We start from the raw sequence: 12,491 nt of genomic DNA on the forward strand, positions 1-12,491 counted from the left end.
CCGGTTTGAAGCCGCCTTTTTTTCGGCCCAATTGCGGGCTAAAGCCGCGCGCCATGACGATCAGCAAAGCCATCATCCTTTCCGCCGGCCAGGGATCGCGCCTGTTGCCGCTGACCCGCGACGTGCCCAAATGCATGATTGATTTCAATGGCCGCAGTCTCATCAGCTGGCAGGTCGCGGCGCTGGTCGCCAATGGCGTGACGGACATCGTGGTGGTGACGGGGTTCCGCACCGAGCGGGTGGAGGACCATGCGTTGCAGCTGTATCGCGACACCGGCGCGCGTATTCGCACCGTGTTCAATCCCTTTTTCCAGGTGGCCGACAATCTGGGCACCTGCTGGATCGTGCGGGAGGAGATGGACCGGGACTTCATCATCCTGAATGGCGACACCATCGTGTCGGACGAGATCGTCGCAAAGCTGGTCACAGGCGCGAAGGACGCGATCACCGTCACCGTCGATGTGAAGCCGCAGGGCGACTATGACGACGATGACATGAAGGTCAGCCGCGACGCGGATGGGCGGCTGCACGCCATCGGCAAGCGGTTGCTGCCGCCCGACACCAATGCGGAATCGATCGGCATGCTGGCCTTCACCGGCGAAGGCCCGGCGATATTCCGCAACCAGATCGACCAAATGATGCGCACGCCCGAGGGCGTGGAACGCTGGTATCTGCGCGCGATCGACATCATCGCCAAGGGCAATCGCGTGGGCACCGTGTCGATCGAGGGGCTGGAGTGGCAGGAGGTCGACTTCCCCCAGGATGTGGAAGCGGCGCAGGCGCTGACGGCCAAGTGGATCGAGGAAGGACGTTACGCGCGATAACGGGCGGGGGCCGGCGGGCTTGCCCGCGCGGGCGTGCTGGGTTAAGGGGCGCGCATTCGCATGGACCCGGTGCAATTCCGGGTGGCTATTCCGGCCGCCGATCCGCCGGACAACATCACACATGATTTTTCAGACTGCGCGGGCGATCCGCGTCATGTGCCTTGTTGTGGACATTCAGACATCATGACAGACAATCTCATCCGCTACCGGCAGGAGTGGTTCAGCAGCGGCGCGGGTGCGCGCCGCGACATATTGGCGGGCATCGTCGTTGCGCTGGCGCTGATCCCCGAAGCCATTGGCTTTTCCATCATCGCGGGCGTCGACCCGCGCGTCGGCCTCTATGCCTCGGTCGCGATCGCCATGACGATCGCGCTGATCGGCGGGCGGCCGGGCATGATTTCGGCCGCGACCGCCGCCGTCGCCGTGCTGGTGACGCCGTTGGTGCGCGAGCATGGCGTCCAATATCTGTTTGCCGCGACGATCCTGATGGGCATCGTGCAGGCTATTGCCGGGTTGTTGCGGCTGGACCTGCTGATGCAGTTTGTTTCGCGATCCGTCATCACCGGCTTCGTCAATGCGCTGGCGATCCTGATATTCCTGGCGCAGTTGCCGCAGCTCACCAATGTCGGCTGGGAAACCTACGCCATGGTCGCGGGCGGGCTGGCGATCATCTATGGGTTTCCCCGGATCACGACGGCGGTGCCGTCGCCGCTGGTCGCGATTTTGGTGCTGACCGCGATCAGCATTGCCATGGGCCTGCCGGTCAACATGGTCGGCGACATGGGCAAGCTGCCCGAAGGGCTGCCCAGCCTGGCGCTGCCGCAAGTGCCGCTGACCTGGGAAACGCTGCGCATCATCGCGCCCTATTCGGTGACGATGGCGGCGGTGGGGCTGCTGGAATCGCTGCTGACCGCGCAGATCGTCGATGACATGACCGACAGCGACAGCGACAAGAAGCGCGAATGTTTCGGCCAGGGGGGCGCGAACATCGTGTCGGCGATGCTGGGCGGCATGGGCGGGTGCGCGATGATCGGCCAGTCGGTCATCAATGTGACGTCGGGCGGGCGCGGGCGGCTGTCCACATTCGTCGCGGGCGCGTTTTTGCTGTTCCTGCTGGCGGTGCTGGGGCCGTGGGTCGGGCGGGTGCCGATGCCGGCGCTGGTCGCGGTGATGATCATGGTGTCGATCGGCACGTTCAGCTGGAATTCGATCCCCAATTTGCGGCGGCATCCGCCGACATCGTCGGTGGTCATGCTGGTGACGGTGGTGGTCGTGGTGGCGACGCGCGACCTGTCGCTGGGCGTGCTGGCGGGCGTGCTGCTGTCGGGCATCTTCTTTGCCGGCAAGGTGCAGCGGATGTTCGGCGTGGAGCGGAGCGAGGCGGCAGGGCGGGCGACCTATCGGGTGACGGGGCAGATCTTCTTTGCCTCGGTCGATCGCTTCACCCGCGCCTTCCAGGACGAGAGCGGGACGCACGCAGTGTTGATCGATGTGTCAGCCGCGCATTTCTGGGACATTTCGGGCGTGGGCGCGCTGGACAAGGTGGTGGCGAAGCTGCGCGCGCAGGGCGTGGCGGTGGAGGTGGTCGGCTACAACCGGGCGAGCGCCGACCTCATTGACCGGTTCGCGCTGCATGACAAGACCGGGGTGGAGATGGGCGTCGTACCGCATTGAACAGGGTTGCGTTCAACTACTGATGTGACATGGTCCAGCTCTAAGGCAAGAGAGGAGTCGGACCGATGATCATCCATGGTGCCAGAGTGTCGCCCTTCGTGCGCAAAGTCCTTGTTTTCGCTAGCGAAAAGGGGATCGAGACGGAGGTTCGGATGGCAGGGTTCGGGCGCGGCGGTCCGGGCTATCTGAACGGGTCGCCCTTTGGCAAGATTCCGGCACTGGAGGATGGCGACTTTCTGCTGTGCGATTCGACCGCGATCATAACCTATATGGATGCGTTGCATCCCGAACCCAATCTGATTCCGACCGAGGCCAAAGCGCGGGCGCGCACAATCTGGTTCGAGGAATTTGGCGATACGATCGCGCAGCAGGCGGGCCAGAAGATATTCTTCAACCGGGCGGTGGCGAAGCGATTGAAGCGCGAGCCGGACCTGGCGGCGGCGGACTTGGCAGAGGCCGAGGAAATGCCGAAAATCTATGATTATCTGGAGAAGGTGCTGCCGGAGAGCGGCTGGCTGGTGGAAGATCGCTTCACCCTGGCGGATTTGGCGGCGGCGTGCCCGATCATCAATGTGGGCTATTGTTCGGACGGGCTGGACGCGGCGCGCTGGCCCAGGGTCGCGGCCTGGCTGGCGGCGGTGAAGGCGCGGCCGAGCATGGCGGCGGCGTTGGAGGAAGAAGCGCCAGCGGTTCGTGCCATGCTGGATAATTAACCTATATGGCACTTTTCTCTTGACATCGTCACGCTGTTCCGGCAGATAGGTCGATATTGGGAAAATGTGAGTCGCCAGGGCGGCGCGAGAGCAGGTCGGTTCCGAAAGCGGGGCCGGCCTTTTTCGTGCCGGGCGGATGGGGTGGGGGAATCGGGCGATGGCGGGGATGGAGACTGGGACGGGGATCGAAACGCGGCTGGTGCCGCAGCGGCAGGCGAGGGCGGACGGCGCGCGCGTGCAGCAGCGACAGGCGCGCAAGGACAGCTGGACGCTGGAAGAGGAGCGCGACTTCCTGTTGGCTTTGGCGGAATATTGCAATGTCAGCGAGGCGGCGCGGTCGATCGGCAAATGCCGGCAGGGCGCCTATGCGCGGCGCAAGCGCCGGATCGCCTTTGCCCGCGCCTGGGACGCGGCGCTGGAGGAAGGCTATTGCGAGCTGGAGATGATGTTGATGCGCGCGTCGCTGTTCGGCAGCGAGAGCGAGGAAATCATCATGGATGGCGATGGCGTGGTGAAGAGCCGCAAGGTCAAGCGCGCGCCGAACCTGGCCGTTGGGCTGCGGCTGTTGCAGCATCACCGTGCCCGCGTGACGCAGATCCGCGCGGCCAAGGGGCGCAAGCGAAGCGGGCCGGACAGCGCCGATGCCAAGGCGCGGGTGCGCGCGATGCTGGAGGAGATCAGGCGGCGGCGCGCGGCTGCGGGCGAATGACGCGGGCGCGCCATGGGTTTGTGACGGGGCCGACGAAGCGGGCCGCGCACGGGATGGGTGGTGCGTTAACCCTTTTTCCACCGGAACGGATTGTGCAGGCGCGGCATTCGAAGGCCATGACGTTGGAGAGCCGGATTTTACAACAGCTTGGCGCTGGGCCGATCCGTCAATTGACGCTGGAGGGCGTGGACGTGGACGAACTGGCGACGACGCTCCAGCATATGGCGGCGCGGCGGCAAATCTGCATCCGGCCCGACCAGATTTCGCTCTACTGGCACCGCCACATGATCCTGTCGCCCATGGCGGCGCTGGTGCGCAAGGTAACGGCGCCGCCGGTCGCCGCGTGAGGGGGCGGTAGCGGAAGGACGGGGGATGCTCTTGTTTGCCCGTGGCCGTCCTTCGGGGCGCGAGGAGGACGGGATGGGGTGGTTTGTGGACCGTGTGTTTCCTATCGTCATCTTCGCGAAGGCGGGGTTCCGTCTTCCGGCACGGCACCTGGGCTACAGTCGAAAGATGGGTTTCCGCTTTCGCGGGAATGACGGAGAGGGGTGGAAATGAGATCGTCGGTATTCGTGGCAGTCAAAGGACAGCGGACGTTGCCAAAGTATAGGATACTCGCCATCATCGGTTCATGTTGAAGCAAACCGTCATAGCTGCATATCTTGGAGCGATTGTAACAATCCCCTCATCTGTACAGGCATGCTCAGTGGTTCGGGGCTATCGCGTACCGACCGCTTTGCAACTGGTGGAAGGCTCGGACGCAATTGTTCTGGCAAAAGTCAGAGCGGGGGCGGTTCATTCTGAATTTGGCTTTCGCCAAGCGTCGCTAACGCCAATCGCGCTTCTAAAGGGTGACGGACTGCCCCAACAGATATCTTGTGAATATTGCGCTATATCAAGCCGTCGACGGAAGGCTGTCGCAAGTAATCCTCGCGATTTGCAAAAGCCAAATCCCGATGTCTTTTCAGGCGGATGTAATCGGCAGGTTTTCGATAAAGGCATGCTCGTTGTAGCCTTCTTGAAGAAAAAAGATAATACATATGTCGTTAACGCACCTCCATTTGCGAGGGCATTGGAGGATGTGCCATCGCCAAATGCTCTTTGGGTGAAGGCTATAAAGATATAAGTCAAAATCGCAGCGTTGCCCGGCGTGAAGCGCCGAAAAGCCATGGAAGCGGAACAGGCGCGGTTAGCAGCGAGCAAAAATGACCCGGATGCTCCACTGCTTGCCCGCGAGCTAGACAGGGCAATTCATGAAAACCCCTGAGTTTTCGTAAGGGCGGGGGGAATCTCTGTTCTAGGTATATGCAGGAATCACCTTAGCTGACCTAACATGGTCTCTTCCACACGATCCTCCCCTGTAAGAGGAGGTGGCTGGCTGTAGGCCAGACGAAGGGGGGGCGCTCTCGATAGGATGATACCCCTCCACCACTGCGTGGTCCCCCTCTCCTTGCAGGGTAGGATTTTCACCGTCGCTTTTGGTCGGAGCATGACGTCCGGATTTGCTTTCGCAGATCAAATGGAGAGGCGGATTCCCGCGTTCGTGGGAATGACGGGCGGGCGGCCTGGGGAAAAAGAACCCCCGGCTTGGCGCCGGGGGTCGAGGTTCAGGGAGGGTCAGCGGCGCAGAGGGGGACTGCGTGGTGCCGCTGACAGGGGCATGACTAGGGCGGCAATGCTGCGGGGGAATGTCCGGTTTGTAGCCGGTGTGACATATGCGCGGATGTGGGACGGGATTCCCGACATGCGCCGGGGTGGCTTTACAGTCGTCAAATAGCCGATAAGGTTTGGCCCCATGAAAAAATTGATCCTGCTTGCCGCCGCTTCCGCCCTCTCGACGTCCGCCAGCGCGCAGACGCGCGCGCCCGATCCGGCGCGGTTGAAGGCGACGGTCGAGAAGCTGGTGCGTTTCGGCACGCGCCATACGCTGTCTTCGGCGAGCGATCCCAAGCGCGGGATCGGCGCGGCGCGGCGCTGGGGCGCGGCGGAGTTCGAGAAGATTGCCAAGGGCTGTGGCGGGTGCCTGACCGTCGAGACGATCGCGGATCGCTTCACCGGGCCGCGCGCGCCGAATGGGGTGGAGGTGGTGGACGTGCTGGCGATTCAGAAGGGGACGGGGGACCCCAACCAAGTGGTGATCGTCGCGGGGCATATCGACAGCCGGGTGAGCGACGTGATGGACGCCACCAGCGATGCGCCGGGCGCGAATGACAATGCGTCTGGCACGGCTTTGGTGATCGAGGCGGCGCGGGTGCTGGCGGGCGAAAAATTTGACGGGACGATCGTCTATGCGCTGCTGTCGGGCGAGGAGCAGGGGCTGTGGGGCGGCAAGCTGCTGGCGGCCACGGCCAAGGCGCGCGGCTGGCAGGTGCGCGCGATGCTGAACAATGATATTGTCGGCAACACGTTGGGCCAGAATGGCCAGATCGTCGCCGACCGGGTGCGGGTGTTTTCCGAAGGCATCCGCTTTGCCGAGGATGAAAAAGCGGCGCGGACCCGACGGGCGATCGGCGGGGAGGATGACGGGCCATCGCGCGCGCTCGCCAAGAAGATCGACGGCATTGCCGAGGCCAATCCGCAGGTCGGGCTGGACGTGTTCGCGGTGCGGCGGCTGGACCGGTTCGGGCGCGGCGGCGACCATTCGCCCTTCCTGGAACTGGGCTTTCCCGCGGTGCGCTTTTCGGTGGGGATCGAAAATTACGACCGGCAGCATCAGGATTTGCGGACCGAAAATGGCCGCGTCTATGGCGATACGGCAGACGCGATGGACTTTCCCTATCTGGCGAAGGTGACGGCGCTCAATGTCGCGGCTTTGCGCGAGCTGGCCGATGCGCCCGCCGCGCCCGCCAGCGTCTCGCTGGACGGGGCGCTTTCCATGGATACGCGGGTGTTCTGGGACGCGGTGCCGGGCGCTGCGGCCTATAAGGTCTATTGGCGGCGCGCGGACGCGCAGGATTGGACCGACAGCCGCGTCGTGACGGGCGCGACCGAAACGCTGCTGAAGAATGTCGTCGTCGACGATCATTTCATCGGCGTGGCGGCGGTCGCCAGGGACGGAGCCGAGAGCCTGGTAACGTTCGGCGGGATGGCGCCGCGAAAATAAGCACGGGATAGCGGCCGCCCCGAGCGAGGCGGCCGAGCTGCGATCAGTCCCTGACGGGTTTCGCGCCCGCCAGCGCCATGGCGTTCGCCGTGCCGGTGGCGGGCTTGACCGTGGCCGGGCGGTGAGTGAGTGCGCTGGCAGCGATCATGCCGCCGCCGACGATGGCGGCGATGCCAAGGATCGCGAACAGTGTCGGTCGCTGGGTCGATCGCTGGCCGGAGCTTTCACGGGAAGGGGATTCCATATCTGTCCTTTCTGCTGCGGATGCGTAGGTCAGAATGGCGATTTTGCCTGAGCGTTCCCGCTCGTTTCTGTAAGATTTTGTTGCAGCGCGGTGGCGTGCAGGATGGAGGGGCGCGATGCAGCTTTCGGACCGGGAGTGGCTGGCGCGCGCCGATGCGGCCGAGCAGGGGGCGATGCTCAAGCTGCTGACGCAAGGCGCGGCGGAGCGGATCGCGGCGGACTGGGATTTTCTGGCGCGGCCGGGGCAGCGCGCGCCGGCGGGCGACTGGCGCATCTGGCTGATGATGGCGGGGCGCGGCTTTGGCAAGACGCGGGCCGGGGCGGAATGGGTGCGCGGCATCGCGGAGGCAGACCCGGCGGCGCGGATCGCGCTGGTCGGCGCGAGCCTGGGCGAGGCGCGATCCGTGATGGTGGAGGGAGAGAGCGGGCTGCTGGCCATCGCGCCGCACTGGGCGCGGCCGGCCTATACCCCGGCGCTGCGGCGGCTGACCTGGCCCAATGGCGCGGTGGCGATGCTGTTCGGCGCGGCCGACCCCGAAGGGCTGCGCGGCCCGCAGTTCAGCCATGGCTGGGCCGACGAAATCGCCAAATGGGCGAGCGGGGAAGCGGCCTGGCATAACCTGATGATGGGAATGCGGCTGGGGCGTAACCCGCGCGTGCTGGCGACGACGACGCCAAGGCCGGTGCCGCTGGTGCGCAGCCTCGTGGCGCGGGACGGCGATGACGTAGTGGTGACGCGGGGGCGCACGGCGGACAATGAAGCCAATCTGGCGCCCGGCTTCGTCGCCGCGATGATGGCGGGCTATGGCGGCACGCGGCTGGGGCGGCAGGAACTGGACGGCGAACTGATCGAGGAGGTGGAGGGCGCGCTGTGGACGCGGGCGCTGATCGAGCAATGCCGGGTCGTGCATGTGCCGGGCGTGCTGAGCCGCGTGGTGGTGGCGGTCGATCCGCCGGCGAGCGTGGGCGGCGACGCGTGCGGCATCGTGGTGGCGGGAATGGGCGGAGACGGGCGCGCCTATGTGATCGCCGACGCGAGTGTCGCCGGCGTGCGGCCCGAAGGCTGGGCGCGCGCGGTCGCGGCCGCCGCGATGGTGCATGGCGCGGACCGGGTCGTGGCCGAGGCGAATAATGGCGGCGCGATGGTGGAAAGCGTGCTCCGCGCGGCGGAAAAGACGCTGCCGGTGAAACTGGTCCATGCGAGCCGCGGGAAGGTGGCGCGGGCGGAACCGGTGGCGGCGCTGTATGAGGCCGGGCGCGTGGCGCATCGCGGGGCTTTCCCAGAGCTGGAGGACGAGATGTGCGGATTGCTGGCGGGCGGCGGCTATGTCGGGCCGGGGCGATCGCCCGATCGCGCCGACGCGCTGGTGTGGGCGATGAGCGAGCTTATGCTGGGGAAGATGGGGGAGGCGCGGGTCAGGGGGATGTGAGGGGCGGGCTAAACCCGGCTGTGCTCATGCCTCGCCATTACATTCGACAGCTAATACCCGACGCGCAGTAACATCATATTCGACATTGATCTGGGTGCAGCCACCATCGTTTATAAAGTGGAGGCTTTTTGGGCTATCATGCCAACGTACCTCTCCCGCGGGCGTCTGACTTGCTGCCATGCTGGCTCCGGCATCTGCCAACTCCCTGATTTCATTCTGCGTGCATGGGCGCGATTCAAAATTGTCCAGCATCACCTCGCATCCCTCATCCAAGGATGTGTTCAATAATGGGATCAAATAGGTCGCAACCACCTTACCTTGCCCATCGAATGCATAGTTCCGACCGTATGCGTTGAGCGGTTGGGCACCATCAGGCAGCGTGATTGCGCGTTCAATTTCGTCTGTAAGCGCTTGCCTCTCCGAAGGTCGATCAGCCGCCGCACATAAAACCATGGGAAGACCAATGAAGAGGATGTTCAGCTTCATTGGCCGGAAATATCACAAGAATGTGTAGAAAGACGAATGGAAATCCGGGGGGAGTAAGGAGCGAGGCAGGCAGTGATCCGTCATGACGGGAGCTTCCCGACACGAAAGTCTGACGGCAGCGGGACCCCGGCTCAGGGCCGGGGTGACGGGTGAATGGGGGTGGCGGGTGAATGGCTGTCAGTACGGTAAATGATCATCGGTTCCCATTCGTCGCCCCGGGCTTGACCCGGGGTCCCGCTTTTTGAAGGCTCATGCCATGCGCGAAGGAGCCAAGGGCGGCTGGGTCTATATCATGGCCGATCGTTATCGCGGGACAATGTATGTTGGCGTCACTGCCGACATTGTTACGCGCGTCGATCATCATAAGCGGGGCAGCGGATCGGATTTTTGCGCGCGTTATGGATTGGGCCGGTTGGTCTGGATGGAATTTGGCGAAGATATTCGGGCGTGCATCGAGCAGGAGAAACGCCTGAAGCGATGGCGGCGGGCCTGGAAATTCGACCTGATCGAGCGCGATAATCCGCTGTGGCGGGACATATCGGATACGGCGGTGTGAAAGGCAGCGGGACCCCGGCTCAGGGCCGGGGTGACGGTGTTGGGAGGGGAGTGCCAAGGGGCGTGAGGCTCCCTTTTCGGGAACCTCCGGCCCGCCGTCACCGTTTTCCTGAGGTAATCAGGAGTATGGATCATGAAGACGGTTAAGGTGCTGGCGGCGATCGTCGGCGTTTGCGTGGTGGCGAGTCCGGTGATGGCGGCGAGCCTTAATAGCAAGGATCGGGCGCGGATCGCGCGGGCGGCTCCGCGCGATCGGGACGATGTGCGCTATTGCCTGCTCAAGGGCAAGGAAGGGCGCGACAAGGGCACGGTGATCGGCGCGGCCGGTGGCGCGGGCGTCGGCGCTCTGGCGGGCGGCAGCCTGGGCGAGAGCCTGCTGGCGGGCGCCGCCGGCGCCGTCGCGGGCCGGGTGATCGGCAAGAGCGAGGGCACCAATTCGGAATGTGACCGGGTGCTGGCGCGCAATCCCTGAATATCGGGGCGGGTGCGCAGGCCCCTCTCCCAGTTTCGGTAAGCGGCGGGGCCGCTAACCTTCACTAGCCCTCTCCCCCCTTGTGGGGAGAGGGTTTTGCTTTTGGGGAGCAATCCATGAAATGGTTCGGGACGAAGGCTGCGCAGGGGGATGCGCGGCCGGTGTTGGCGCGGGCGTGGGGGACGGGCGCGGTGGCGCTGGGGGAGTGGCCCGCCAGTTACGAGGCGCAATTGCGCGCGGGCGTGATGGGCAATCCGGTGGCGCAGCGGGCGATGCGGCTGGTGTCCGAAGGCGCGGGGGCCTGTGCGATCAAGGTGCGAGGGATCGCGGAGGATGCGCGGGTGCGGGCGCTGGTCGGCCGGGCGTCGGCGGGTCAGGGCCTGATCGAGACGCTGGCCTGTCACTTGCTGCTGCATGGCAATGGCTATGTGCAGGTGATGGCGGGCGCGGACGGCATGCCGGCAGAGCTGTTCGCGCTGCGGCCCGAACGGGTCAGCGTGGAGGCGGACGCGCGCGGGTGGCCGGCGGCCTATCTGTATCGCGTGGGGGAGAGCGTGACGCGGCTGAGCCCCGAAGACGCGGCCGGGCGGACGAGCGTGCTGCATATGAAGGCGCTGCACCCGCTGGACGATCATTATGGGCTGGGCTGCGTCGGCGCGGCGGCGGGCGCGGTGGCGGTCCACAATGCGGCGAGCGTGTGGAACAAGGCGCTGCTCGACAATGCGGCGCGGCCGAGCGGGGCGATGGTCTATGAGCCGGGCGACGGGTCGGTGCTGAGCCGCGAACAGTTTGAGCGGGTGAAGCGCGAGATGGAGGCGGCCTTTGCCGGCGCGGCCAATGCCGGGCGGCCCATGCTGCTGGAAGGGGGGCTGAGCTGGAAGGCGATGAGCCTGACGCCGGCCGAGATGGACTTCGTGGGATTGAAGGCGGCGGCGGCGCGCGAGATCGCGTTGGCCTTTGGCGTGCCGCCGATGCTGATGGGCCTGCCGGGCGACAATAGCTACGCCAATTATCGCGAGGCCAACAAGGCGTTGTGGCGGCAGGCCATCTTGCCGCTGGTGACGAAGATCGGCGCGGCGCTGGCCCAGGGACTGGATGGCTGGTGGCCGGGGCTGGAACTGGAGCCGGATCTGGACGCGGTGCCGGCGCTGTCGGACGAGCGCGCCGCGCTGTGGGAGCGGGTGGCGGCGGCGGATTTTTTGTCAGCCGAAGAGAAGAAGGCGATGCTGGGGATCGGGTGACGGGTCGCTTCTCGACTGCGCTCGAAGCGAACGGAGGGGGCGATCAGCCGAGAGGGTGCTGGGCGAGGCTGTCGAGGCGGCAGAAGCCGCCGTCCCAGTTCCAGCGGCCGCCCTGGAGCAGGCAGTCGCCGGCGCGGTCGAGGCCGAAATGCCAGCCGGCAAGGCCGAGCGCGGCGATGACGAGAACGATCAGGATTTTGCGGGTGGGGCGCTTCATGGCGCGGGAGATAGGCGCGTTGGGCGCCGATGAAAAGGAGGGGGCGATGAAGGAGGAGATGCTGGCGCGGCTGGTCGCGCAGGCGCAGGGGCAGGTCGCGGACATGGTGACGATCCGCGCGCTGATCGAGGAGGCGAGCGATCTGGGCGCGGGGCGGGCGCTGGAGCGGCTGGGGCTGAGCGATCGGGGCGCGGAGACGGATGTGCGCGAACTGCGCGAATTGCTGTCCGCCTGGCGCGACGCGAAGAAGGCGGCGCGCGGCGCGGTGATCGGCTGGATCGTGCGGATCGGCATGGCGCTGGTGCTGCTGGGGGTGGCGGTGAAGGTCGGGCTGGTCGGGTTGGTGAAGGCATGAGCGGCGAGGCGGTGCTGGCGACTTCTCGACTTCGCTCGAAGCGAACGGAAGGGGGGGCGACAGGCGACCTGCGCTTTGCGGGCTATGCAGCGATCTTCGACCGGGTGGACCGGGGCGGCGATGTCGTGCGGGCGGGGGCGTTTGGCGATGTGGCGGCGGCGGGCGTGCCCCTGCTGTGGCAGCATGGGCCGGCGAGCGTCATCGGCGTCGTGGAAAGCGCGCGGGAGGACGCGCGCGGGCTGCGCGTGATCGGCCGCGTGTCGCGCGCGAGCGCGGCCGGGCGCGAGGCGGCTGCGGCGATCGCGCAGGGTGCGGTCGACGGGCTGAGCTTTGGATATCGGGTGAAGGCGGCGCGGGGGGCAGGTGCGCGCGAATTGCTGGCCCTGGAGCTGGTGGAGGTGAGCGTGGTGACGCACCCGATGCAGGATCTGGCGCGGGTGGTGGCGGTGGAGGGGTGATTTATAAGGTG

16 protein-coding genes and 1 other annotated feature are annotated in these 12,491 nt (G+C 65.6%); of the genes, 13 read left to right on the top strand and 3 right to left on the bottom strand.

All coding sequences use genetic code 11. From position 1 onward, the window contains the following. Window positions 1-53: 53 nt before the first annotated feature. From LL253_RS03235 to LL253_RS03265, 7 genes are all read left to right on the top strand, one after another. Window positions 54-824, top strand: a complete 771-nt coding sequence (locus LL253_RS03235; RefSeq protein WP_009821199.1) for a phosphocholine cytidylyltransferase family protein — start codon at window positions 54-56, stop codon at window positions 822-824. 59 nt (window positions 825-883) lie between these two features. Continuing rightward, window positions 884-939, top strand: a sequence feature (sul1 is cis-regulatory element that is thought to sense ions involved in sulfur or methionine metabolism; They are found in Alphaproteobacteria). A 68-nt stretch (window positions 940-1,007) separates the two neighbouring features. Further along, a complete protein-coding gene (locus LL253_RS03240; protein WP_228226184.1) occupies window positions 1,008-2,498 on the top strand; it encodes a SulP family inorganic anion transporter in 1,491 nt (496 codons plus the stop codon). Window positions 2,499-2,563: 65 nt separating this feature from the next. After that, window positions 2,564-3,211, top strand: a complete 648-nt coding sequence (locus LL253_RS03245; protein WP_228226185.1) for a glutathione S-transferase family protein — start codon at window positions 2,564-2,566, stop codon at window positions 3,209-3,211. A 157-nt stretch (window positions 3,212-3,368) separates the two neighbouring features. Next, complete coding sequence (locus tag LL253_RS03250) at window positions 3,369-3,920, top strand: hypothetical protein (RefSeq protein ID WP_228226186.1); 552 nt, start codon at window positions 3,369-3,371, stop codon at window positions 3,918-3,920. A 116-nt stretch (window positions 3,921-4,036) separates the two neighbouring features. Then, window positions 4,037-4,267 (top strand): hypothetical protein, encoded by a 231-nt coding sequence (locus LL253_RS03255; RefSeq protein WP_228226187.1) that lies wholly within the window; start codon window positions 4,037-4,039, stop codon window positions 4,265-4,267. 284 nt (window positions 4,268-4,551) lie between these two features. Then, entirely contained in the window at window positions 4,552-5,046 is a 495-nt protein-coding gene (locus LL253_RS03260) for a hypothetical protein (RefSeq protein WP_228226188.1), read from the top strand. A 669-nt stretch (window positions 5,047-5,715) separates the two neighbouring features. Continuing rightward, window positions 5,716-7,023, top strand: coding sequence for a M28 family peptidase (locus tag LL253_RS03265; protein ID WP_228226189.1), 1,308 nt, complete (start codon window positions 5,716-5,718; stop codon window positions 7,021-7,023). Between the two features lie 43 nt (window positions 7,024-7,066). On the opposite strand, the gene LL253_RS03270 is transcribed toward LL253_RS03265, so the two are convergent. Next, window positions 7,067-7,267, bottom strand: a complete 201-nt coding sequence (locus tag LL253_RS03270) for a hypothetical protein (protein ID WP_009821206.1) — start codon at window positions 7,265-7,267, stop codon at window positions 7,067-7,069. 115 nt (window positions 7,268-7,382) lie between these two features. Here LL253_RS03270 and LL253_RS03275 point away from each other — a divergent pair, with 115 nt between their 5' ends. Further along, a complete protein-coding gene (locus tag LL253_RS03275) occupies window positions 7,383-8,696 on the top strand; it encodes a DNA-packaging protein (protein ID WP_228226190.1) in 1,314 nt (437 codons plus the stop codon). Window positions 8,697-8,720: 24 nt separating this feature from the next. On the opposite strand, the gene LL253_RS03280 is transcribed toward LL253_RS03275, so the two are convergent. Continuing rightward, window positions 8,721-9,182: a hypothetical protein gene (locus LL253_RS03280; protein WP_228226191.1), complete on the bottom strand. Its 462-nt coding sequence runs from the start codon at window positions 9,180-9,182 to the stop codon at window positions 8,721-8,723. A gap of 256 nt (window positions 9,183-9,438) precedes the next feature. Here LL253_RS03280 and LL253_RS03285 point away from each other — a divergent pair, with 256 nt between their 5' ends. The 3 genes from LL253_RS03285 to LL253_RS03295 all read left to right on the top strand — a co-directional run bounded on the left by LL253_RS03285 (window position 9,439) and on the right by LL253_RS03295 (window position 11,450). Continuing rightward, window positions 9,439-9,738 (top strand): GIY-YIG nuclease family protein, encoded by a 300-nt coding sequence (locus tag LL253_RS03285; protein ID WP_228226192.1) that lies wholly within the window; start codon window positions 9,439-9,441, stop codon window positions 9,736-9,738. A 132-nt stretch (window positions 9,739-9,870) separates the two neighbouring features. After that, window positions 9,871-10,209, top strand: coding sequence for a hypothetical protein (locus LL253_RS03290; RefSeq protein WP_228226193.1), 339 nt, complete (start codon window positions 9,871-9,873; stop codon window positions 10,207-10,209). A gap of 116 nt (window positions 10,210-10,325) precedes the next feature. Next, complete coding sequence (locus tag LL253_RS03295; RefSeq protein ID WP_228226194.1) at window positions 10,326-11,450, top strand: phage portal protein; 1,125 nt, start codon at window positions 10,326-10,328, stop codon at window positions 11,448-11,450. Between the two features lie 43 nt (window positions 11,451-11,493). Here LL253_RS03295 and LL253_RS03300 read toward each other — a convergent pair whose 3' ends face one another. Next, the gene (locus tag LL253_RS03300; RefSeq protein ID WP_228226195.1) at window positions 11,494-11,667 is read right to left on the bottom strand and encodes a hypothetical protein; all 174 of its coding nucleotides are present in this window, start codon (window positions 11,665-11,667) and stop codon (window positions 11,494-11,496) included. 46 nt (window positions 11,668-11,713) lie between these two features. On the opposite strand from LL253_RS03300, the gene LL253_RS03305 reads away from it, so the two are divergent. Next, a complete protein-coding gene (locus LL253_RS03305; RefSeq protein WP_228226370.1) occupies window positions 11,714-12,022 on the top strand; it encodes a DUF6127 family protein in 309 nt (102 codons plus the stop codon). Next, window positions 12,019-12,480, top strand: a complete 462-nt coding sequence (locus tag LL253_RS03310; RefSeq protein WP_228226196.1) for an HK97 family phage prohead protease — start codon at window positions 12,019-12,021, stop codon at window positions 12,478-12,480. Before LL253_RS03305 ends, LL253_RS03310 begins: the two co-directional genes overlap by 4 nt. The last annotated feature ends 11 nt before the right edge of the window (window positions 12,481-12,491 follow it).

This window comes from Sphingobium soli (assembly GCF_020782245.1).
GTDB classification, from domain to species: Bacteria; Pseudomonadota; Alphaproteobacteria; order Sphingomonadales; family Sphingomonadaceae; genus Sphingobium; species Sphingobium soli.

What these genes read in the sequence shown, in the direction of transcription:
- LL253_RS03235 (WP_009821199.1), top strand. Translation starts at nt 54, where the DNA reads ATGACGATCAGCAAAGCCATCATCCTTTCCGCCGGCCAGGGATCGCGC.
- LL253_RS03240 (WP_228226184.1), top strand. Translation starts at nt 1,008, where the DNA reads ATGACAGACAATCTCATCCGCTACCGGCAGGAGTGGTTCAGCAGCGGC.
- LL253_RS03245 (WP_228226185.1), top strand. Translation starts at nt 2,564, where the DNA reads ATGATCATCCATGGTGCCAGAGTGTCGCCCTTCGTGCGCAAAGTCCTT.
- LL253_RS03250 (WP_228226186.1), top strand. Translation starts at nt 3,369, where the DNA reads ATGGCGGGGATGGAGACTGGGACGGGGATCGAAACGCGGCTGGTGCCG.
- LL253_RS03255 (WP_228226187.1), top strand. Translation starts at nt 4,037, where the DNA reads ATGACGTTGGAGAGCCGGATTTTACAACAGCTTGGCGCTGGGCCGATC.
- LL253_RS03260 (WP_228226188.1), top strand. Translation starts at nt 4,552, where the DNA reads ATGTTGAAGCAAACCGTCATAGCTGCATATCTTGGAGCGATTGTAACA.
- LL253_RS03265 (WP_228226189.1), top strand. Translation starts at nt 5,716, where the DNA reads ATGAAAAAATTGATCCTGCTTGCCGCCGCTTCCGCCCTCTCGACGTCC.
- LL253_RS03270 (WP_009821206.1), bottom strand. Translation starts at nt 7,267, where the DNA reads ATGGAATCCCCTTCCCGTGAAAGCTCCGGCCAGCGATCGACCCAGCGA.
- LL253_RS03275 (WP_228226190.1), top strand. Translation starts at nt 7,383, where the DNA reads ATGCAGCTTTCGGACCGGGAGTGGCTGGCGCGCGCCGATGCGGCCGAG.
- LL253_RS03280 (WP_228226191.1), bottom strand. Translation starts at nt 9,182, where the DNA reads ATGAAGCTGAACATCCTCTTCATTGGTCTTCCCATGGTTTTATGTGCG.
- LL253_RS03285 (WP_228226192.1), top strand. Translation starts at nt 9,439, where the DNA reads ATGCGCGAAGGAGCCAAGGGCGGCTGGGTCTATATCATGGCCGATCGT.
- LL253_RS03290 (WP_228226193.1), top strand. Translation starts at nt 9,871, where the DNA reads ATGAAGACGGTTAAGGTGCTGGCGGCGATCGTCGGCGTTTGCGTGGTG.
- LL253_RS03295 (WP_228226194.1), top strand. Translation starts at nt 10,326, where the DNA reads ATGAAATGGTTCGGGACGAAGGCTGCGCAGGGGGATGCGCGGCCGGTG.
- LL253_RS03300 (WP_228226195.1), bottom strand. Translation starts at nt 11,667, where the DNA reads ATGAAGCGCCCCACCCGCAAAATCCTGATCGTTCTCGTCATCGCCGCG.
- LL253_RS03305 (WP_228226370.1), top strand. Translation starts at nt 11,714, where the DNA reads ATGAAGGAGGAGATGCTGGCGCGGCTGGTCGCGCAGGCGCAGGGGCAG.
- LL253_RS03310 (WP_228226196.1), top strand. Translation starts at nt 12,019, where the DNA reads ATGAGCGGCGAGGCGGTGCTGGCGACTTCTCGACTTCGCTCGAAGCGA.